Source organism: Acidovorax sp. (assembly GCF_016783915.1).
GTDB lineage: Bacteria > Pseudomonadota > Gammaproteobacteria > Burkholderiales > Burkholderiaceae_C > Acidovorax.
Map to the genome: position 1 here is coordinate 1 of NZ_JADHVT010000087.1, position 19,351 is coordinate 19,351.

At 65.8% G+C, this 19,351-nt stretch carries 16 protein-coding genes; 7 read left to right on the forward strand and 9 right to left on the reverse strand.

The window, feature by feature from the left end; genetic code table 11:
• From ISS20_RS15540 to ISS20_RS15565, 6 genes are all read right to left on the reverse strand, one after another.
• On the reverse strand, positions 1 to 197 hold a 197-nt coding region (locus tag ISS20_RS15540; protein WP_291437931.1), incomplete at its 3' end, for a cation:dicarboxylase symporter family transporter.
• A gap of 192 nt (positions 198 to 389) precedes the next feature.
• Positions 390 to 2,177, reverse strand: a complete 1,788-nt coding sequence (gene ggt, locus ISS20_RS15545) for a gamma-glutamyltransferase (RefSeq protein WP_291437932.1) — start codon at positions 2,175 to 2,177, stop codon at positions 390 to 392.
• A gap of 170 nt (positions 2,178 to 2,347) precedes the next feature.
• The gene (locus ISS20_RS15550; RefSeq protein WP_291437933.1) at positions 2,348 to 3,589 is read right to left on the reverse strand and encodes an ArgE/DapE family deacylase; all 1,242 of its coding nucleotides are present in this window, start codon (positions 3,587 to 3,589) and stop codon (positions 2,348 to 2,350) included.
• The gene (gene uraD / locus ISS20_RS15555; protein ID WP_291437934.1) at positions 3,586 to 5,364 is read right to left on the reverse strand and encodes a 2-oxo-4-hydroxy-4-carboxy-5-ureidoimidazoline decarboxylase; all 1,779 of its coding nucleotides are present in this window, start codon (positions 5,362 to 5,364) and stop codon (positions 3,586 to 3,588) included. The genes ISS20_RS15550 and uraD overlap by 4 nt, the downstream gene beginning before the upstream one ends.
• Positions 5,365 to 5,369: 5 nt before the next feature.
• Positions 5,370 to 6,350 carry an allantoinase PuuE gene (gene puuE, locus ISS20_RS15560; protein ID WP_291437935.1) on the reverse strand — a complete coding sequence of 327 codons (981 nt, stop codon included), beginning with the start codon at positions 6,348 to 6,350 and terminating at the stop codon, positions 5,370 to 5,372.
• A 13-nt stretch (positions 6,351 to 6,363) separates the two neighbouring features.
• Complete coding sequence (locus ISS20_RS15565; RefSeq protein WP_291437936.1) at positions 6,364 to 7,032, reverse strand: GntR family transcriptional regulator; 669 nt, start codon at positions 7,030 to 7,032, stop codon at positions 6,364 to 6,366.
• A 107-nt stretch (positions 7,033 to 7,139) separates the two neighbouring features.
• On the opposite strand from ISS20_RS15565, the gene uraH reads away from it, so the two are divergent.
• Complete coding sequence (gene uraH, locus ISS20_RS15570; protein WP_015012870.1) at positions 7,140 to 7,490, forward strand: hydroxyisourate hydrolase; 351 nt, start codon at positions 7,140 to 7,142, stop codon at positions 7,488 to 7,490.
• Positions 7,491 to 7,658: 168 nt separating this feature from the next.
• Here uraH and ISS20_RS15575 read toward each other — a convergent pair whose 3' ends face one another.
• A complete protein-coding gene (locus ISS20_RS15575) occupies positions 7,659 to 8,207 on the reverse strand; it encodes a hypothetical protein (protein ID WP_082522390.1) in 549 nt (182 codons plus the stop codon).
• Between the two features lie 159 nt (positions 8,208 to 8,366).
• Here ISS20_RS15575 and xdhC point away from each other — a divergent pair, with 159 nt between their 5' ends.
• From xdhC to ISS20_RS15590, 3 genes are all read left to right on the forward strand, one after another.
• Entirely contained in the window at positions 8,367 to 9,194 is an 828-nt protein-coding gene (gene xdhC, locus ISS20_RS15580; protein WP_291437937.1) for a xanthine dehydrogenase accessory protein XdhC, read from the forward strand.
• A 199-nt stretch (positions 9,195 to 9,393) separates the two neighbouring features.
• Positions 9,394 to 10,638 carry a urate hydroxylase PuuD gene (locus ISS20_RS15585; RefSeq protein ID WP_291437938.1) on the forward strand — a complete coding sequence of 415 codons (1,245 nt, stop codon included), beginning with the start codon at positions 9,394 to 9,396 and terminating at the stop codon, positions 10,636 to 10,638.
• 185 nt (positions 10,639 to 10,823) lie between these two features.
• The gene (locus ISS20_RS15590) at positions 10,824 to 11,156 is read left to right on the forward strand and encodes a multidrug efflux SMR transporter (protein ID WP_291437939.1); all 333 of its coding nucleotides are present in this window, start codon (positions 10,824 to 10,826) and stop codon (positions 11,154 to 11,156) included.
• 172 nt (positions 11,157 to 11,328) lie between these two features.
• On the opposite strand, the gene ISS20_RS15595 is transcribed toward ISS20_RS15590, so the two are convergent.
• Positions 11,329 to 13,206, reverse strand: coding sequence for a phosphodiesterase (locus tag ISS20_RS15595; protein ID WP_260666535.1), 1,878 nt, complete (start codon positions 13,204 to 13,206; stop codon positions 11,329 to 11,331).
• 101 nt (positions 13,207 to 13,307) lie between these two features.
• On the opposite strand from ISS20_RS15595, the gene ISS20_RS15600 reads away from it, so the two are divergent.
• A complete protein-coding gene (locus tag ISS20_RS15600; protein ID WP_291437940.1) occupies positions 13,308 to 14,663 on the forward strand; it encodes a glycerate kinase in 1,356 nt (451 codons plus the stop codon).
• 73 nt (positions 14,664 to 14,736) lie between these two features.
• On the opposite strand, the gene ISS20_RS15605 is transcribed toward ISS20_RS15600, so the two are convergent.
• On the reverse strand, positions 14,737 to 15,777 hold the full coding sequence (locus ISS20_RS15605; RefSeq protein ID WP_291437941.1) for a porin: 1,041 nt from the start codon (positions 15,775 to 15,777) through the stop codon (positions 14,737 to 14,739).
• A gap of 293 nt (positions 15,778 to 16,070) precedes the next feature.
• On the opposite strand from ISS20_RS15605, the gene ISS20_RS15610 reads away from it, so the two are divergent.
• Together ISS20_RS15610 and ISS20_RS15615 are read left to right on the forward strand one after the other, a co-directional pair.
• A complete protein-coding gene (locus tag ISS20_RS15610) occupies positions 16,071 to 16,694 on the forward strand; it encodes a Crp/Fnr family transcriptional regulator (RefSeq protein ID WP_291437942.1) in 624 nt (207 codons plus the stop codon).
• A 295-nt stretch (positions 16,695 to 16,989) separates the two neighbouring features.
• Positions 16,990 to 19,110, forward strand: coding sequence for a diguanylate cyclase (locus ISS20_RS15615; protein WP_291437943.1), 2,121 nt, complete (start codon positions 16,990 to 16,992; stop codon positions 19,108 to 19,110).
• Positions 19,111 to 19,351 lie beyond the last annotated feature (241 nt).

Here is a 19,351-nt window from a genome sequence, read left to right on the forward strand (position 1 = left end):
AGGTCGCCGGTGCCTGCAATGCCATGCACCACCACGCAAAAGACGATGAGCGGGATCAGCATCTTGATGAGCTTGATGAAACCGTCGCCCAGGGGCTTGAGTGCGATGGCGGTGTCGGGCCAGACCAGGCCCACCACCACACCGGCTATCAGGGCCAGCACCACCTGGCCAAAAAGGGATTTGAAAAACCGGGGCATGCCAACTCCTTCAGTAGCTTTTGAACGCAAATCTTGCATACAAGAACTGTAGGCAAGTCTGGCGGTTGGCGGTATGGGGGTATGCCCGCATGCCGAATCGAGCGTTGAAACGAAAAAGGCCACGCCCTTGTGGGGCGTGGCCTGGCACATACAGACAACTAAAACATCCCGCGCGAGGCGGGGGGCTGGCAATCAGTAGCCGAGGGTCTTGCCGTCGGGGTTGCGGGGGTCGGAGTAGCCGTACAGCGCGCCGCCACGGATCTGGATGGTCTGCGTGCGTCCCATCGAAGGCTTCACCGCGATGTTGTGGCCACGCTGCTTGAGCAGCGCGATAGTGTCGGGCGACAGGCCCTTCTCCACGCGCAGCTCGTCCGGCGTCCACTGGTGGTGCACGCGGGGTGCTGCCGCAGCTTCCGCCGGGTTCATGCCAAAGTCGATGGTGTTCACCAACGTCTGCAGCACCGTGGTGATGATGCGCGCGCCGCCGGGGCTGCCAGTCACCAGCGTGGGCTTGCCGTCTTTCAGCACCAAGGTGGGGGTCATGGACGACAGGGGGCGCTTCTTGGCGGCCACGGCATTGGCGTCGCCGCCGACCAGGCCGTATGCATTGGCCACGCCGGGCTTGGCCGAGAAGTCGTCCATCTCGTTGTTGAGCAGGATGCCCGTGCCCTTGGCGACGATACCGCTGCCGAAGTTGGTGTTGAGCGTGTAGGTCACGGCCACGGCGTTGCCCGCCTTGTCCACCACCGAGTAGTGGGTGGTCTGGTCGCTTTCATACGGCTGGGGCTGGCCGGGCTTGATCTCCTTGGCCGGGCGCGCGCGGTTGGCATCGATGCCCTTGGCCAGCGATTCGGCGTAGCGCTTGGAGGTCAGGCCCTTCAGCGGAATTTTCACGAAGTCCGGGTCGCCCAGGTATTCGGAGCGGTCGGCATAGGCCAATTTGCTGCTCTCGGCCATGTGGTGAATAGTCTGTGCGCTGTTGGGCCCCCACTGGGCCAAGGGCAGGGGCTCCAGCATGTTCAGGATCTGCACCAGATGCGGGCCGCCGGAGGAGGGTGGCGGCATGGTCACGATCTCATAGCCCCGGTAGGTGCCGCGCGTGGGTGCACGCTCGGCCACCTTGTACTCGCGCAGGTCCTGCAGGGTGATGGCGCCTGCGTGTGGTGCCATCTCGGCAGCGATCTTCTGGGCGATCTCGCCTTCGTAGAACGCCTTGGCGCCCTGCTGGGCGATGAGGCGCATGGACTGCGCCAGGTCTTTTTGCACCAGCGGGTCACCCACCTTCAGGGGTTCGCCGTTCTTCCAGAAGATGGCCTGGGTGGCAGGCCACTTGCCCATGTTCTTCTTTTCCTGCTGCAGGATCTTGGCGAGCGTCTCGCTCACCGGGAAGCCCTTGTCCGCCAGTTCGATGGCTGGGGCGATCACACGCGACAGGGGAAGGGTGCCCCAGCTCTTGAGTGCGTGTTCCATGCCCGCCACGGTGCCGGGCACGCCCACGGCATAGTGGGTGTACAGCGACTTGCCGTCCACCACATTGCCCTTGGCATCCAGGTACATGTCGCGCGTGGCCTTCAATGGCGCCACTTCGCGGAAGTCCAGCGCCACGCTCTTGCCGGTCTTGGCGTCGTGCACCATCATGAAGCCGCCACCACCCAGGTTGCCCGCGTTGGGCAGGGCCACGGCCAGCGCAAAGCCAATGCCCACGGCCGCGTCCACCGCGTTGCCACCCGCCTTGAGGATGTCGAGGCCGATCTGTGAGGCCAGCTCCTGCTCGGTGGCGACCATGCCATTGCGCGCCACCACCGGGTGAAACACATCCATGTCGAAGTCGTAGGCGGCGCTGGCGGCCTGGGCTGATGCCGTCTGCTGCACTGCGGGCGCGGGTGCAGCCGTGGATACCGGCGGCGTGCTGCCGCAGGCCGTGAGGCTGGCCAGGGCCAGCACAACGCTGCCAGCCAGCAGCGTATGACGAATGTTCATGGGATATCTCCTGGTGTGTGGAATCTGGAAATGACAACGGGCGCACCCAGCCGATGGATGCGCCCGCGCCAGTGTAGGTCGGTCAAGGGGCTGCCAGAGGCAATCTCGTCATGACATTGCAGCTCAGCACGGATGTGCTGCATGCATTACTGACGGCCCTTTTTGGCCCTTCACGCGAGCAAGTCGCTCAACGTCCGCGCAATCACCTTGGTGGCGCGGCGCAGGTCTTCGAGTTGCAGGCGCTCGTCGGCGCGCTTGGCGTGAGATTCGAGCACCGTGCGGGGGCCTGCGCCGTAAATCACGCCGGGAATGCCGCGCTCCACATACAGGCGCACATCGGTGTAGAGCGGTGTGCCCACGGCAGGGACAGGTTCACCAATCACGGCCTGGGCATGTTGCTGGATCGCATCGACCAGGGGCTTGTTGCCCGCCAGCGGCGTCATCGTATTCGCCAGCAGCAGGCGCTTGATCTCCACGCTGATACCGGCGCGCTCACCTGCTGCCTGTTCAATCACGCGGCGAATGTTGGCTTCGACCTCCACCGGGTTTTCCTCGGGGATCATGCGGCGGTCTAGCTTGAACATCACCTTGCCGGGTACGACGTTGGTGTTGGTGCCGCCCTCGATGCGGCCCACGTTCAGGTAGGGGTGCTTGATCCCCTCGACCTTGGACGTGACCTTCTTGTACTCGTCGTTCTGTGCGTACAGCGCGTTCAGGATGTGCACGGCGCCCTGCAGGGCATCCACGCCGGTGTGGGGCACGGCGGCATGGGCCATCTTGCCGTGCACCGTCACTTCCATCTGCAGGCAGCCGTTGTGTGCGGTGACCACTTCGTAGCTGAAGCCGGCGGCAATCATCAGGTCGGGCTTTGTCAGTCCCTTTTGCAGCAGCCAGCCGGGGCCGAGTTCGCCGCCAAACTCTTCGTCGTAGGTGAAGTGCAGCTCCACCGCGCCCTGGGTGGGCCTGGCCACAGCTTCGAGGGCCCGCACGGCAAAGGTGAAGCTTGCAAAGTCGCTCTTGCTCACGGCGGTGGCGCGGCCATACATGGCGCCATCGACGATCTCGGCGCCATAGGGGTCGTGTGCCCAGCCTTCGCCGGGCGGCACCACGTCGCCGTGGGCGTTCAGTGCGATGGTCTTGCCGCCGCTACCGTAGGGGCGGCGCACGATGAGGTTGGTGATGGATTCCATGCCGTAGGCCAACACATCAGCGGCAGGCACGGCGTGTTTTTCTGCCGCGTAGCCAAACTCGGTGAGCAGCTCTGCCGTGCGCTCGGCATGGGGCGCGTTGTTGCCGGGCGGGGTGTCGGTGGGTACGCGCACCAGGGCCTGCAAGAAGCGCACTTCTTCATCAAAGTGCTGGTCGATCCAGGCGTCCAGGGCGGCGTAAGAGGCCGGGGTGGGTGTAGTCATGGGTGGGTTTCCTCGGCAAGCTGGTGCAACACCTGGGTGAAGGCGTCCACGGCCAGCTGCATGTCGTTGTTGGTGGTGGATTCGAGCGGGTTGTGGCTGATGCCGGAGTTTTCTCCGCGCACAAACAGCATGGCCTGCGGCATGATTTCGTGCAGCTTCATGGCATCGTGGCCTGCGCCACTGGGCATGCGGAACACGGGTACGCCCAGGTGGTCCACCGCGCGCTCCCAATGGTGCTGCAGGGCCGGGGCGCTGGGGGCTGCTGCAGCGCGCATGGATTCCTCCAGCGTGTAGCGCAGGCCGCGCCGGGCAGCGATCTGGCCCAGGTGGTCCAGCACATCGCGCACCAGCGCGTCCCGTTGCGGATCGGTGGGCGCACGCAGGTCCAGGCTGAACTGGCAGCGGCCCGGCACCACGTTGATGGAGCCGCCGGGGACGTTGAGCAGGCCTATCGTGCCCACCGAGTCTCCGTCCTGGGCGGCGCGCTGCTCGACATACAGCGCAAGCTCCGCCACAGCCACTGCCGCATCGCGGCGGCGGTCCATGGGGGTGGTACCTGCGTGGCTGGCGGTGCCGATCATCTCGCCCACAAAGCGCACGCCCCCATTGATGGAAGTGACCACGCCCAGGGGCAGATCTAGCTCATTGAGCACCGGGCCCTGTTCGATGTGGACTTCAATGAAGCCCAGGTACTGCGCCGGGTCGCGCTGCAGCCTGGCAATGTCGTCGATGCACAACCCTGCGTGCTGCATGGCCGCGCGCATGGTCACGCCATCGGCATCCTTCTGGTCGAGCCAGGCCGGGTTGAAGTGCCCGATGAGCGCGCCCGAACCCAGGAAGGTAGCCTTGTAGCGCTGGCCCTCCTCTTCGGCAAAAGCGATGACCTCGATGCCAAACGGCAGGCGCCGGCCCGCACGGTGCAGTTCGCGCACGCAGGCCATGGGCACAAAGATACCCAGGCGCCCGTCGTACTTGCCGCCATTGCGCACGGTGTCGTAGTGCGAGCCCGTCATGAGGTATTTCGCACCGGGTGTTGCGGCGCGATACCGTCCTACCACGTTGCCCACGGCGTCCACTTCCACCTCGTCAAAGCCGCAGTCGCGCATCCAGTGGCTGATGCGCTGGGCGCAGGCGCGGTGTGCGTCGGTGAGGTAGGTGACGGTGAGCTGGCCCTTTTCGGCAAAGCCGGGGTCAGAGTGTTCGGCCAGCTTTTCATGCCAGTCCCACACGTCGTTGCCCAGCAAGGGCTCGGCGCTGAACTTGTCGTTCAGGCGGATTTCGGCGATGCGGTGGATGTTGCGCAAGGCCTCTGCCACCTCGAACTCCGGGTGGTTGTCGAGCCGCCGCGCAAAGGTATCGATGATCTGCTGCTTGTTCAGCCCCGCGCCACGCGGTCCACGCACGGCCAGGATGAAAGGGAAGCCAAACCGCGCGTTGTAGGCCGCGTTGAGCTGCTGGATGCGTGCGAACTCTTCGGGCGTGCACTGGGTCAGGCCCGCCTTGGATTGTTCGTTGGTCGATTCGGCCGTGAGGTTTTTTGCCACCATGGCCTTGCCCGCCAGCTCGGGGTGGGCGCGGATCAGGCCCAGCTGTGCATCGGTGCTGGCGGTGCGCACGGCGTGGGCCATGGCGTGCTTGAGGTGCGCCAGCGAGCGGAACGGCCGCTGCGCGAGCGCCTGCTCGGCAATCCAGGGGGAATGCTCGTACACGCCGTCCAGCGCATCCAGGGCCTGCGCTGGCGTGGCGGCGTTCAGTTGGTCAAGGGTCCATGCCATGGTCGTCAGGCCTTTTTGGTGGGGTAGGGGTGCACGGCCTTCCAGTGGCGCGCGATGTCGATGCGGCGGGCCACCCACACCTTGTCATGCTGTGCGATGTGGTCCAGAAAACGCTGCAGCGCCGTGATGCGGCCTGGGCGGCCCAGCAGGCGGCAGTGCATGCCAATGCTCATCATCTTGGGCGCGTTGTCGCCAGCGGGGTCGCCCTCGGCGTACAGCGCATCAAAGGTGTCCTTCATGTACTGAAAGAACGGGTCGGCGTGCGAATAGCCCTGGGGCAGCGCAAAGCGCATGTCGTTGCAGTCCAGCGTGTAGGGCACGATGAGCTGGGGCGCTGTGCTGCCGTCGGTCTTTTGCACCTTCATCCAGAAGGGAAGGTCGTCGCCGTAGTAGTCGCTGTCGTATTCAAAGCCGCCATGGTCGGCCACCAGGCGGTGGGTGTTGGGGCTGTCGCGGCCGGTGTACCAGCCCAAGCCATGCACCTGGCCTTCCGAGCCTCCTCGTGGGCCCGTCAGGCGCTCGATGATGGCCATGGCCTCGGCCATGTGCGCGCGCTCGACGTCTTCGGGGATGTGCTGGTAGTGGATCCACTTGAGGCCATGGCAGGCAATCTCGTGGCCCAGCTCCACAAACGCCGCAGTGAGGTCTGGGTGGCGCTGCAGGGCCGTGGACACGCCAAACACCGTGAGGGGCAGCTGGCGCTTTTCAAATTCGCGCAGGATGCGCCACACGCCAGCGCGCGATCCGTATTCATAAATGCCCTCCATGCTCATGTGCCGCTCGGGGTAGCTGGCCGGGTTGAACATTTCGGACAGGAACTGCTCGCTGCCCGCATCGCCGTGCAGCACCGCGTTTTCGCCGCCTTCTTCGTAGTTGAGCACGAACTGCACGGCAATGCGCGCACCGCCCGGCCACTGTGCATGAGGCGGGTTCTTGCCGTAGCCGATGAGGTCGCGGGGGTAGGCCTGGGTTGCGTCGTAGATCATGGTGTATGGGTTTTCAAGAGGCCAGCGCGGCGGCCAGGTCGCTGGCCGGGCGCTTGCGGTCAAAGGTCAGGCTGGCTTCAACATGTTCGAGGTGGCTTTGCATCAAGGCGACGGCACGTTCTTCGTCGCGCGCGGCCAGGGCTGTCACGATGTCGGCATGCTCCTCGTGCGAGTGTTCTGCTGCGCTGGCCGACTGGTACATCAGCGTGATGAGGGCGCAGCGCGAGATCAGGTCGCCCAGCATCTGCGCCAGCACCTCGTTGCCCATCAGTTCGGCCATGCGCACATGAAAGTCGCCCAGCAGCTCGGTGCGGGTGCTGGCGTCGTGCGTGCCCATGGCCGCCTTCTCACTGGCCACATGGGCGCGCAGGGCCTTGATCTTGGCAGGCGTCACGCTGCGCACAAAGGCGCGGGTCATCTCGGTCTCCAGCATGCGGCGCACGGCAAACACCTGGCGCGCCTCCTCAACCGAGGGCGTCGCCACAAACGCGCCACGCGCGGGCTCCAGCGTGACCAGGCGGTTTTGTGCGAGTTGGAACAGCGCCTGGCGCACGAGCGTGCGCGATACACCAAAGTGGTCGGCCAGCTTTTGCTCGGCCAGCTTGGTGCCAGGTTGCAGGCGGTGCTCTACGATGGCGCGGGTCAGCGCTTCGACGATGGCGCTGGTGGAGGAAGATTCCATGGCTGCATGATACGGTGGATGGTGAAAAGTGTATACACTTTTGGTCTACACACTGCGATCTGCAATCGTCGCCGATCGGACCGACTCTTACTTCAGGAGATTCCCCCATGGGATTGAGCACCCACGTTCTGGACACCATGAACGGCTGCCCCGCCGCCGGCATGGAGGTGGCCCTGTATTCCACCGACGGCGACAATGCCACCCTCATCAAGCGCCTGGTGCTGAACCACGATGGCCGCACCGATGCCCCGCTGTTCGACAACGCCAGCCTGCGCACCGGTACCTACCGGCTGCGCTTTGACGTGGCGGGCTACTTCAAGGCCCGGGGCGTGCAACTGCCCGAGCCGAATTTTTTGAACCAGGTGAGCCTGGACTTTGGCATTGCGCATGCCGACCAGCACTACCACGTGCCACTGCTGGTCAGCCCCTGGAGCTATTCGACCTACCGAGGCTCGTAGCTAGCGCTGCCAGAGGGCGGTGTGGGGCGCGGCCTGGAAGTCAACGTGGCCCAGGCCGGGGATGCCGAGCAAGGGCCGCCCCGCAGCGAGGGCATCGTTCCCCTTCCTGAAGTCGCGCAGCGATTTCGAGAGAAGGGGGAAGCGGCGTATCCGCTCAGGGGGATGTCGCTACAACTGCCCTTCGGTCAGCGTATCGAGCTGAAAGTGCCCGCTCTTGTCCCACAGCCAGGTCTCAGTGTAGGTGACCTTGCCCATGCGGGCCGGGACAGGAAACGGGGCTGCAGCGCGCACCGTGCGCTCGATCTCTGTGACCACCTCGGGGGCATGGCGCGGGGCGCGCATCCAGTGCAGGCGGGTGATCTTGCCCGCGCGGTCGATGTCGAGCTGCAGCACGCCGATGGCATACAGCTGCGGCGGCAGCTTGCCTTTGAAGATGCGCTCGCGGTTCAGGCCATAGAGGTGCGTAGCCGCATCCTGGCGGTAGGCCAGCGGCGTGGCAGCGGCCGAGGGGCGTGCAGATCCGGCCGTGGCGGGCACGGGGCCCTTGACGCCACTGGCATCCGGACCGGTGGAGGGGACGCTATCGGGAGCGGGGGCTGGCGTGGGCTCTGGCGGGGACTTGCAGGCCGAGACCAGCGCCGCACCCACGGCCATGATGCCTGCCAGCAACCAGTGGCTGCGCTTTCCGGTGGAGCGGGGAGAGGGCGTGTCGGGCATGGTGTGAAAGGTTCCTGAGGCTGCGGGCACGATAACCCAGCGGCGAAGGTGGTACGTTACAAAATGACGACGGCTGCAAAGGGGGATGCAGCAGCAGCCTCACCGGAGGGTGAGCCGCTTGCCTGGCCCCGTTTTGCGTCCGTCACGAAAAGGATCGCGGTGACAAATTTGCAAATGCTGCTGGACGGCCTGAGGGCCGCGCCAGCCTGTCTGGTGACCGTGGAGTCTACCCAAGGGTCCGTGCCCCGGGAGCACGGCGCCTGGATGGCGGTGTTTGCCGACCAGCTGGTGGGCACCATCGGCGGCGGGCATCTGGAGTTGCAGGCGATTGCCGAGGCGCGCCGCCGCCTGGCGGGCGGGCCGGTGACGGCGCTTGGGCCGATGCGGTTTGCGCTGGGCCCGGCGCTGGGCCAGTGCTGCGGCGGGGTGGTGTACCTGGGGTTTGAGTGGCTCACGGCGCAAGACGCCCCGGGACTGGCCCAGCGCCTCACGCCCCGCCTGCACCCGGTGGCCCTGTTTGGCGGCGGGCATGTGGGCCACGCGCTGGCCCGCGTGCTGGCGCCACTGCCCTTTGCCCTGACCTGGATCGACAGCCGGGACGGCATTTTCCCGCCCGACCCGCCCGAGGGCGTGGTCTGCGAACACTCGGAGCCGGTGCAATGGGCCGTGCCCCGCCTGGCACCCGGCAGCCGCGTGCTGATCATGAGCTTCAGCCACGCCGAAGACCTGGACGTGGTGGCCGCCTGCCTGCGCCGCCAGCGCGAGCAGGGTGACCTGCCGTTCATCGGGCTGATCGGCAGCAAGACCAAGTGGGCCACCTTCAGCAACCGCCTGCATGGGCGCGGGTTCGCACCCGAGGAGCTGGCGCAGGTGACCTGCCCTATCGGCATCCCCGGCATCGGGGGCAAGGAGCCTGAGGTGATTGCCGTGGCCGTGGCAGCGCAGTTGCTGCAGACAGTGCAGACAATGCCAAAGGCCGGGGAATGAGGGTAATTCCGGCCCCGAATGCCCCAGGTTGGGGCTGGAATCGGGAACAATTCCTGCATACACTTTGACGTACCGGTCGCAGCGGTGCCCCGGCCAGCAACCCACTGGCCAAGGTGCGCGACCTCAATGTCTGCTCAGAGCGCCCGCAGTGGTGAGCAGGTTTGCTGTTGTGGCGCGTACGCGCTACCAAGGTTGAGATATGGAAAGCTACTTTCTCGACTGGGCCAACCTGCTTTTGCGCTGGGTCCATGTCATTACGGCCATCGCCTGGATCGGCTCGTCGTTCTATTTCGTTTTTCTGGACAGCAGCCTCACGCCGCCCGAGGATGAAGACCTCAAGAAACAAGGCGTGAGCGGCGAGCTCTGGGCCGTGCACGGCGGCGGGTTCTACCACCCGGTCAAGTTTGCGGTGTCGCCGCCGCAGTTGCCCAAACACCTGCACTGGTTCTTCTGGGAGAGCTACAGCACCTGGATCAGCGGGTTTGCGCTGTTCACCGTGTCCTATCTCTACAGCGCCAGCACCTACCTCATCGACAAGTCGCGCATGGACTGGGCGCCCGCCACGGCCATCGTGGTGGCGCTGGGCTTCTTTGTGGTGTTCTGGCTGCTGTACGACGCCATCTGCCGCATCTTCGGCCAGCGCAAGAATGGCGATGCCATCGTGGGCGCGCTGGTCCTGGTGCTGGTGTGCGTGGCGTCGTGGCTGGCTTGCCACTGGTTTGCGGGCCGCGCGGCCTTCCTGCTGGTGGGGGCGATGATCGCCACGTCCATGAGCGCCAACGTGTTCTTCTGGATCATCCCCGGCCAGCGCACGGTCATCAGCCAGATCAAGGCCGGCCAGCCCGTGGACCCGATCCACGGCAAACGCGGCAAGCAGCGCAGCGTGCACAACACCTATTTCACGCTGCCCGTGCTGTTTGCCATGCTGAGCAACCACTACAGCTTCACCTGGAGCCACCCGCAAAACTGGCTGGTGCTGATCTTGATGATGTTCGCGGGCGCCGCCATCCGCCAGTTCTTCGTGATGCGCCACGGCTACAAGCTCGGCCGCAACGGCAATCCGCTGCCGTATGCGCTGGTCGGCGTGGCCGTGATCGTGTGCGCCATTGTGTGGATGCGCCCCGCACCGATGGCCACCCCCGTGGTGAATGCTCCTGTTTCAGGAGCTGCCAGCGCAGATAAAACCGGCGCTAGCGGCCAAAATGACTTCAAGGCCGTGCAGGCGGTGCTGGAACAGCGCTGCTACATGTGCCACGGCGAGCAGGTCCAGATGAAGAACCTGCGGCTTGATTCGCCCGACAGCGTAAAGCAACACGCCCAGGCCATCTACCAGCAGGCCGTGGTGCAAAAGCTCATGCCCATGAACAACGCCACGGGCATCACCGATGCGGAGCGTGCGCTGATTGGGAAGTGGTTTGAGGCAGGGGCTGCAACGGGGCCTTGAATGTGTTGAGTGCCGCGGCAATCGGCCAGAAGCAGTCGCTCACAGAATCGCCAAGAAGCGGACGTGGGCGACTGAGCCTTTGGCTGTTTCGGCGCGCCTCTGATAATCTCCAACACTGATCCGGGGTACCGCTCTTAGAACCTCTGGCCGCGCTCGGTATAGGCGCCTGGCTTGAGAGGTGCTCTGTGCGTGACTCAACCTTTGCTTGGCTTGTACTGGCGGCAAGCGTGCTCGCGGAAGTCGTTGGAACCATTGCACTCCGCTATGCGGATGGCTTCACACGTATTTTCCCTTCCGTCCTTTCAGGGCTTTGTTATTCCGCCGCTATCTGGCTTATGGCAATCGTCGTCCGGCATATGGAAGTCGGACTTACCTATGCGGTATGGGCGGGAAGCGGAACAGCTTTGACGGCGGTGCTCGGAATGATCTGGTTTGGTGAGTCGGCGAGCTTCCTTCGACTGGCCGGTCTAAGCTTCATTGTTTTGGGCGTCATTGCTTTGAACTTGAGTGCCCGATAAGTCGCCGGACACGCATTTTCAAAGACTGATTCACGTTTCAGCGAGCGGCTACAAAGGGACCCAAGCGGACTTGTTTGCTCTAAGCCGAGCAGCGTCAAGGCCCCAATGCCGTTAAGCCAGAACACCGTTTTTGCGTCGGTGTTGCGTCCTGGGTATGCGATCCAAACAGGCCCTACGCAGCCAAAACATCCTGCAGCGCCCGCGTGGCAGCCACCGCCCCCAGGCTCGACTCGGTAAACCCGCCATGCAGCACCACTCCCGTGGATGCCTGCTTCGCCTCATGTTTGGCCACGGCGGCCAGGTTGGCCACTTCTTCGGCATGCCGAAAGCGCCCGGGCGTGATGCGCACGGCGCCGATGGCCAGCGTGGTGCACGGAAAGAACCGCTGCACGCCATGCCGGTCCTCGGCATGGATGCCGCCTGCCAGCCGTGCGCTGTCGTCGAACAGCGTGACGGCCTCGCGTGCGAACTCGTCCACGATGTTCTTGCAGCGCTGCAGCCAGTTGCTGCTCTGGAAGATCAGCATGAAGTCGTCCCCGCCCACATGGCCCACAAAGTCGCTGCGTGCGTCGCAGTGTGCCGTGGCCAGGCGCGCCACCAGGCGGATCATCTGGTCGCCGCGCCAGTAGCCGTAGTGGTCGTTGAAGGGCTTGAAGTTGTTCAGGTCCGCATAGCAGGCCACGAACTCGGTGCCGCTTTCCAGCAAGCGCTGGATGTGCAGGCTGATGGGGATGTTGCCTGGCAAAAAGGTGAGCGGATTGGCATGGCGCGCAGCCTCGATGCGGGTCTCTGTCACGGCGCGCACCAGCTGGTCGCCGGTGCCCAGGCCCAGGTAGCGGCCGTTGTCGGTGACGATGTAACCGTCGCTCAGGTAGCGCTGGTCCTGTGAGGTGAGGATGCCAACGAGCTGGTCCACATCGCAGTCCAGCTCCACCACGCGCGGCGCCAGGTTGGCAAACGCCAGGCAGGACTTGCGGCCATGCACCTCGCGGAAGTACGGCGTGGCGTAATGGTTCATGAACTGCTGGCGGTTGATGAGGGCCACGGGGCGCGACCCGTCCACCACCGCCAGCGCGTGCAGGTCCGTGTGCTGGCGGAACAGGGCGGCCACGGCGTCGTTGTTGGTGGCGGGCGCTGCGGTGGGCGCCTGCACCACCAGCAGGCTGCGCAGGATGCCTGGGCGCGCGGTCTGGCCCAGGTGCGGAAGCACGGCCACGCGACGGTCGTGCATGACCTCCAGCGCTGCGTCGTCCACCGCCTCGCGCGGCGCCATGGCCGGGCGGCCCAGCAGCCAGCCCTGGCCCAGGGGGATGTCCAGGTCGCGCAGCGCGCGCAGGTCGTCGCGGGTTTCGATACCTTCGGCGATGAGCTGGGTGCCGAACACGTCGGCAATGCCCTTGATGGCCTGCAGCATCTGCAGGTTCTCGGGGTGGTCGCTGATGTCGCGGATGAAGTATTTGTCGATCTTCACGAAGTCGGGCTTCACCTCGGACCACAGCCTGAGGCTGGAGCGGCCATCGCCAAAGTCGTCCAGCGCCAGCCGCGCGCCGCAGGCATGTACGGCCTTGATGGCCTGGCGCAGCTGGGGCATGTCGGTCACGCGTTCGTGCTCGGTGATCTCCAGCACCAGCATGCGAGCGCTCAGGCCCAGGCTGCGCACGGTGTTGCCCAGCTCGGTGGCGCCGATCAGCTGGACGCCATGCACCAGCGCATCGGCGCTGATGTTCACAAACAGCCGGCCCGGCGCGTCGTGCCGGCCCCATTGCTCCATGGCGGTGTAAACGCACAGCAGCTCAAAGTCCTGCAGGATGCCCTCGTGCCGGGCCAGCTCCAGCAGTTTGTCGGGGGTGTGCAGCGGGGTGTTCTGGGGGCCTCGGATCAGTGCCTCGTGTGCGTACACCTGGCCCTCGCGCAGGTCGGCCAGGGGCTGGAACACGCAGTACAGCCCGCCCTCGCGCATCAGCCGCGCCAGGGGGCCGGTGCCCTGGCGGGCGGCGGGCGATAGCAGCGCCATCATCGCCTCCAGTCGGCTCCATGGGGTGTTGTGCATGGCTGTTGTGGGTCCCTGAGCAAGGGTGCCGACGATACCGGTGGCGTGTGACAGGCTGGTTACAGCAACGTGACTGGTACTACCGCTGCACAATGCGCGGCATGCACCCAGAAACCCAGCCAGCCAGTCCCTCCCTGCCGGACTACCGCACCCATCCCCGCGCCTTTCTGAAGGCGCTGTTTGATGCCGCAGTGCACAGCGCACAACCCCTGCACGGCATGCGCCAGTGGCTGCCCCAGCCGCCCAGCCGCGAGAGCGGGGGCCGCACCCTGGTGCTGGGCGCGGGCAAGGCGGGGGGCGCCATGGCCCAGGCACTGGAGGCCCTGTGGCCGCAGGACGCGCCCCTGTCGGGCCTGGTGGTCACCCGCTACGGGCATGTGCCGCCCCGGCCTGCGGGCGTGCCGCAGCGCATCGAGGTGGTCGAGGCCGCGCACCCCGTGCCCGATGCGGCGGGGCTGGCCGCGGCGCAGCGCATTCTGGATCTGACCCAGGGGCTGACGGAGCACGACCTGGTGCTGTGCCTGATCTCGGGCGGGGGCTCGTCCCTGCTGACCTTGCCCTGCGACGGGGTGACGCTGGAAGACAAGCAGCGCATCAACCGCGCCCTGCTCGACAGCGGCGCGCACATTGGCGAGATGAACTGCGTGCGCAAGCACCTCTCGCGCATCAAGGGCGGGCGCCTGGCGGCGGCCTGTGCGCCAGCGCGCGTGGTCACGCTCACCATCAGCGACGTGCCGGGTGACGACCCCTCGGTGATCGCCAGCGGCCCCACCGTGCCCGATGCGACCACCTGCGCCGATGCGCTGGCCATTCTGGCGCGCTATGGCATCGACGTGCCACCGGCCATCCGCACCGCACTGGAGGCAGGCCGTCTGGAGACGCCCAAACCCGGCGACGCGCGTTTTGCCGCACATGCCGTGCACATGATCGCCACCCCCCAGCAGGCGCTGGAGGCCGCGGCCGCGCTGGCCCGTTCTGCGGGGCTGCCTGCGCATGTGCTGTCGGACGAGATCGAGGGCGAGTCGCGCGAGGTGGGCAAGGTGCATGCGGCACTGGCCCGTGCGGTGGCGCGGCGCGGCCAGCCGTTTGCGGCGCCGTGTGTGGTCCTGTCAGGGGGCGAGACCACCGTCACCGTGCGTCCGCGTGCGCCCGATGTGCCCCGTGGGCGAGGTGGGCGCGCGGGCGAGTTTTGCCTGGGCCTGGCGCAGGGGCTACAGGGCGAGCCCGCCGTATGGGCGCTGGCCGCCGACACCGACGGCATTGACGGCAGCGAAGACAACGCGGGGGCCTTTGTGTGCCCCGATACGCTGGAGCGCGCAGGCGCTGCAGGCCTGCGCATCGACGACCACCTGGCGCGCAACGACGCCTGGGGCTTTTTTGCGGGGCTCGATGACCTGCTGGTCACCGGCCCCACACACACCAACGTGAACGATTTTCGAGTGCTACTAATTTTGTAGCTGCTCAGACATATTGCACCAGCGCTTGGGGCTGCTGGGGCTTGAAAAAGGCCCCAGGCGCCGTGTGCAGGCCTCAGAACCGGTGGCGGATGCCCACGCCGAAGCTGTTGCCCTTGGTCTGGTGGGTGATGCGGTCGTTCATTGCCATCACGTACACATCGGTGCGCTTGGACAGGAAGTAGTCATACCCCACAGTGATGGTCTTGCGCGAGATGTCGGTGGCCGTCATCTTGGTCTGCGCCCACGATGCCAGCACCTTGCCGGTGGCGCCTGCGGGCACCGACACCCCCAGCTGCGTCGTCTTGGCCTTGTTGGTGGTGTTGTCGGCCTTGGCCTGGCCGTAGCTGGCAAAGGCCTTCACGACGGTAAAGTCATACGCGCCGCCCAGCATCCAGTCGGTTTTGGTGGTGCCCAGGTAGGTGTTGGGCACGGCGGGGTTGCTCATCTGGTCGCGCTCGTAAAAGCCGGTGACGGTGATGGGGCCGTTGAAGTACAGCGCGTTGATGCCCACGTTCTTCTTGCTGCTGTCGCCCGCGACCTCTCCAAACTGATAGTGCAGGTTGGCGGTCAGCCCGCCCAGGTTGGGCGTGCTGTAGATGATTTCGTTGGACCAGCCCGTGTCGGACGGTGTGGTGGAGCCCCAGCCGGTGCCGTTGAACAGGGGCACGTTCATGTGCAGGATCAGCGGCGCAAAGGTGAACGAGTCGCCCAGCGGGTTGGACAGGATGGACGGCAGAAAGTTGGGCGCCAGACCACGCCCCACGGTCACGGTGCCCCAGCTGTCGCTCAGGCCCACGTTGGCGTCGCGCGAGAAGAAGGTGTCATTGGCAAAGCGGCCTTGAATGCCGCTGTCCACCTTGATGAACGAGGTGAGCGCAAAGTTGGCCTTGAGCCCGCCGCCCAGGTCTTCGGTGCCCTTTACGCCGAACCACGACGTGGTCATGCCGCCGCTGTTGACCACCTTGCTGCTGCCGGCGTCGCCGGCGTTTTTCATGGAGCCCACAAATACGTCGGTCAAGCCCATCAGCTGGACGGAGCTTTGTGCCTGGGCCCCGGTGGTGCACAGCAGTGCGCCACCAATCGATAGAGACAGTGCAATCAGGTTTTTTTTCATGGAGTGATTCCTGGGGGTGAAGATGCCGGATGTCCGGCAGGTGCAAGGGAGAGTGGCGGCCCCCGTTGCACCGTGGTGCAGTGCGGGACCCGCCGGCGGGACACCGCAAGTTCCATGCCCTGGTGCAACAACTGTTTACAAGGTTGCCGGGCCTTGCTGGGTGCGCCCATGCACGCCGGTGGCGCAGTTTTCGTGTGTTTTGGCGCAAACCTGGGGCGTGCAGGGCGGGCGACATGGTGCGGCTTTGATGTGGCTCAATGCTGCAGGCGCAGCCGCACGGCAAAGTGGCTTCCATGCTGCCATCTACCCTTTTTTCTCTGCCCGCTGACACCGAGGTGATCGCCCCCGGCGAAGTGCTGCGCAGGCGCAACGAGGTGCTGACGACGGTGTTGCACCTCGAAAGCGGCCGCGTGCTGCGCGGCGTGCTGGACGACGGTTTTCTGCGCCACCAGCTGGGTGCTGTCGAGGGACCGTTCTGGCTTGACGCCGCGTCGGCACTGATGGGCTTGCCGCTGCCGGTGGACATGGTGGCCGACACGCGTGTGCATGTGCGGCGCATGCCCATCGAAGAGTTTCGCCGCAGCTTGGCAGCCATGCCTGCAGGCGCGCGTGGTCTGCTGCTGGACATGGCCCAGGGCTACCGGCAGCAGTCTGAGCTGGCCGTGAGCCGGCTCGCACAAGACGCCGAATCGCGCTGCGCGCAGTGGCTTCTGAACCACGCACAGCCCGACCAAAGCGGTGCCATGCAGGTCACCCTGCACCAGCGCAAACGCCTGATTGCCGCGCAGCTGGGCATTGCGCCCGAGACCTTCTCGCGCGTACTGCGCCACCTGCGCGAGCTGGGCCTGATCCACGGCACCGGCAATGTGCTGGCGCTGCCCGAGCCCAGGGCGTTGCAGTCCATGGCAGGCTGTTAGGGCTCTTGCACAAACTGCAAGGCCTGTAGTGCCTTGTAGTGCCGCTTAGCAGCGGCGCCCGGCTGTAGCAAGGCCTGCTGCTCCATAGGGCTGTCTTGGAGACTCGGCACCGGATGCCCTGCGCACGCCTGCTTCGCGCACCCGCAGGCTCAGGGTTTTTCCTCGGCTTTACCCAAGGGTTCCACCCAAGCCCCCGGGCACAGGGCCTGCGTATATTCGTTGGGACATGTCTGTAACGACCCGTCCCCATGCCCCATTCTGAGCGTGCCCATCAGCCTCCAGTGCGGGAGCGTCCATGACGCCGCCGCCCGCCACCACGGCTGCGCCGAACCCCGAGCCGGGCTGGTTGGTACCTGGCGCACTGGTGCTGCGGCTCATGCTGGTGGCGGCGCTGGCGGTGGCCCTGTCAGGGGCGGTGGCGGCGTGGCTGGTGACGCGCGCCTCAGGACAGGAGGCGATGCGTCGGGTGGTGAGCCAGCAGACCGATGAGGTCGAGGTGGTGGCCCGGTTGCTCGCCAGCAAGATCGAACAAAGCCAGAAGGTGCTGCGCACCGTAGCCGCCGGCATCACGCCGGGCATGCTGGAGTCACCCTCGTCGCTGGAATGGCTGCTGCAGCAGGGCCTGCCTGCCGTGCAGTTCTTTGACACCATGCAGGTGGCCCGTGACAACGGCGAACTGCGCCTGAGCCTTCGCGCCGGGCAACTGGAAAAAGCCGCCGATCTGGACCCCACCGAGCGCGATGCCCTGCGCCGCACGTTGGTGGATGGCAAGCCGCTGGTGTCCGAGCTGATCACCGGGCGCACGGGCGAGGCGCGGGTCATGTTCACCATGCCGCTGCACCGCGAAGACGGTACGGTGATGGGGGTGGTGGCAGGGGCGTTGCGCCTGCAATCCCAAAGCTTGCTGCCACCGTCGATGACGCTGCCTGCCCGCGATGACTCGCAGCTCATCGTCTTCACCCGCGACGGCACCATCCTGTCGCACTCCGACCCCACCCGCGTGCTGGGCCAGGTGCGTGACGAAGTGGGCCTGGCCCCCGTGTACACGCACTGGCAAAGCCAGGCTCAGCCTGTGGTGGGGCGGGGCATGACCCATGTGCAGTCCGACCATATCGTGAGCATGGCGGGCATGCCGCTGCCGCAGTGGATCGTGGCGCGCGTGAGCCAGTCGCAGGCGTTGCTTGCACCGCTGCGTGGCGCTCAACGCGAAGCCTGGTGGCTGGCGGTGGCCAGCATGTTGTTGTGCATGCTGCTGGCTGTGGCCTTGATGGGCTGGATGGCGCAGCCCTTGGCGCAGCTCACCTTCAAGGCGCGTCAGTTGCTCAAGACCAGCACGCGCCAGTTGCCAGCGGCCGAAATGCACTGGCCCCAGGCGGGGGGCGAGGTGGGCGAGCTGGTGCGTGTGTTCCAGGGCCTGGTACAGCAGGGCAGCCTGCAGCAGTCGCGCAAGGACACGGTGGTCGGCCAGTTTCAGGCCGTGCTGGACAGCGCCACCGTAGGCATCGTCATCACCCGCCACAGCATGCTGGAGGTAGTGAGCCACCAGGCCTGCGTGATGCTGGGCTACACCGCGCAAGAGTTGCAGGGCCGCCCCGCGCGCACCCTGTACGCCAGCGACGCCGACTATGCCCAGGTGGGCACCCGCGTGCGGGCCGAGGTGGCGGCGCACGGCGCTTTCGACGGCGACATCTGTTTTCTGCGCAAGGACGGCACCCCCGTGTGGGCCCGCGTGCAGGGCCGGGGCGTGCGCCCCGAGGAGGTGCATGGTGGCACCGTGTGGATCCTGGAAGACATCACCGCTGCGCGCGAGGCCCAGGTGCAGCAGTCCTGGGGTCGCTCGCACGATGCGCTCACGCAGCTGTACAACCGCGCCGCGTTTGACGAGCGTCTGGGCCAGCTGATGGCCGAGCGGTCCGCCCGCCAGCGCGCACCTGCCGCCGAGGAGGATGGCAGCGATGTGCAGGGCGACGGTGTGGTGCTGTTCCTCGACCTGGACCACTTCACCGTCGTCAACGACATCGCGGGCCACGACGCGGGCGACGATGTGCTGCGCCATGTAGCCCGTCTGCTGGCATCCCATGTGCGCCAGATCGGCTGGGCGGCGCGCCTGGGGGGGGACGAGTTTGCGGTGGTGTTGCCCGGCTGTGCGCTGGCACGCGGCCAGGCCGTGGCCGAGCAGTTGCGTGCGGCGGTGCATGCGTGGGAGCCGTCGTACCAGGGGCGCAGTTTTACGCTGGGGGTGAGCATCGGGCTGGTGGTGCTGGATGCCAGCTTGCAGGATGTGCCGTCGGTGTTGTATGCGGCGGACATGGCTTGTTATGACGCGAAGCGGGCGGGGCGCAACCGGGTGGAGACGCGGCATGCGAGGGATGCGTCGGCGACTTCGTCGGGACTGATGGCGTTGGGACCTGTTTGACAGGTTTTGGGGTGGATGCGATAGTGGGATATGCGGTGGTAGCTATTGATTTTGTAGCGTTTTCTTGTGGTTGCTGATTGGGCCGCATGCCTTTGTTAAGGGCGGAGGCCGGGAGTCGCCCGGCGAGCGAGTAACTTTCTTTTGCTTCGCCAAAAGAAAGTCACCAAAGAAAAGGCGCCCCCCAGTCTGCGACCCCTTCGCGTTGCGAAGGGGCAAACCTGCGTCGGTGCGGTTGCGGGGT

Excerpts from the sequence above, each read along its gene's own strand:
- ggt (WP_291437932.1), bottom strand. The coding sequence starts at position 2,177 with ATGAACATTCGTCATACGCTGCTGGCTGGCAGCGTTGTGCTGGCCCTG.
- ISS20_RS15550 (WP_291437933.1), bottom strand. The coding sequence starts at position 3,589 with ATGACTACACCCACCCCGGCCTCTTACGCCGCCCTGGACGCCTGGATC.
- uraD (WP_291437934.1), bottom strand. The coding sequence starts at position 5,364 with ATGGCATGGACCCTTGACCAACTGAACGCCGCCACGCCAGCGCAGGCC.
- puuE (WP_291437935.1), bottom strand. The coding sequence starts at position 6,350 with ATGATCTACGACGCAACCCAGGCCTACCCCCGCGACCTCATCGGCTAC.
- ISS20_RS15565 (WP_291437936.1), bottom strand. The coding sequence starts at position 7,032 with ATGGAATCTTCCTCCACCAGCGCCATCGTCGAAGCGCTGACCCGCGCC.
- uraH (WP_015012870.1), top strand. The coding sequence starts at position 7,140 with ATGGGATTGAGCACCCACGTTCTGGACACCATGAACGGCTGCCCCGCC.
- ISS20_RS15575 (WP_082522390.1), bottom strand. The coding sequence starts at position 8,207 with ATGCCCGACACGCCCTCTCCCCGCTCCACCGGAAAGCGCAGCCACTGG.
- ISS20_RS15585 (WP_291437938.1), top strand. The coding sequence starts at position 9,394 with ATGGAAAGCTACTTTCTCGACTGGGCCAACCTGCTTTTGCGCTGGGTC.
- ISS20_RS15595 (WP_260666535.1), bottom strand. The coding sequence starts at position 13,206 with ATGCACAACACCCCATGGAGCCGACTGGAGGCGATGATGGCGCTGCTA.
- ISS20_RS15600 (WP_291437940.1), top strand. The coding sequence starts at position 13,308 with ATGCACCCAGAAACCCAGCCAGCCAGTCCCTCCCTGCCGGACTACCGC.
- ISS20_RS15605 (WP_291437941.1), bottom strand. The coding sequence starts at position 15,777 with ATGAAAAAAAACCTGATTGCACTGTCTCTATCGATTGGTGGCGCACTG.
- ISS20_RS15610 (WP_291437942.1), top strand. The coding sequence starts at position 16,071 with ATGCTGCCATCTACCCTTTTTTCTCTGCCCGCTGACACCGAGGTGATC.
- ISS20_RS15615 (WP_291437943.1), top strand. The coding sequence starts at position 16,990 with ATGACGCCGCCGCCCGCCACCACGGCTGCGCCGAACCCCGAGCCGGGC.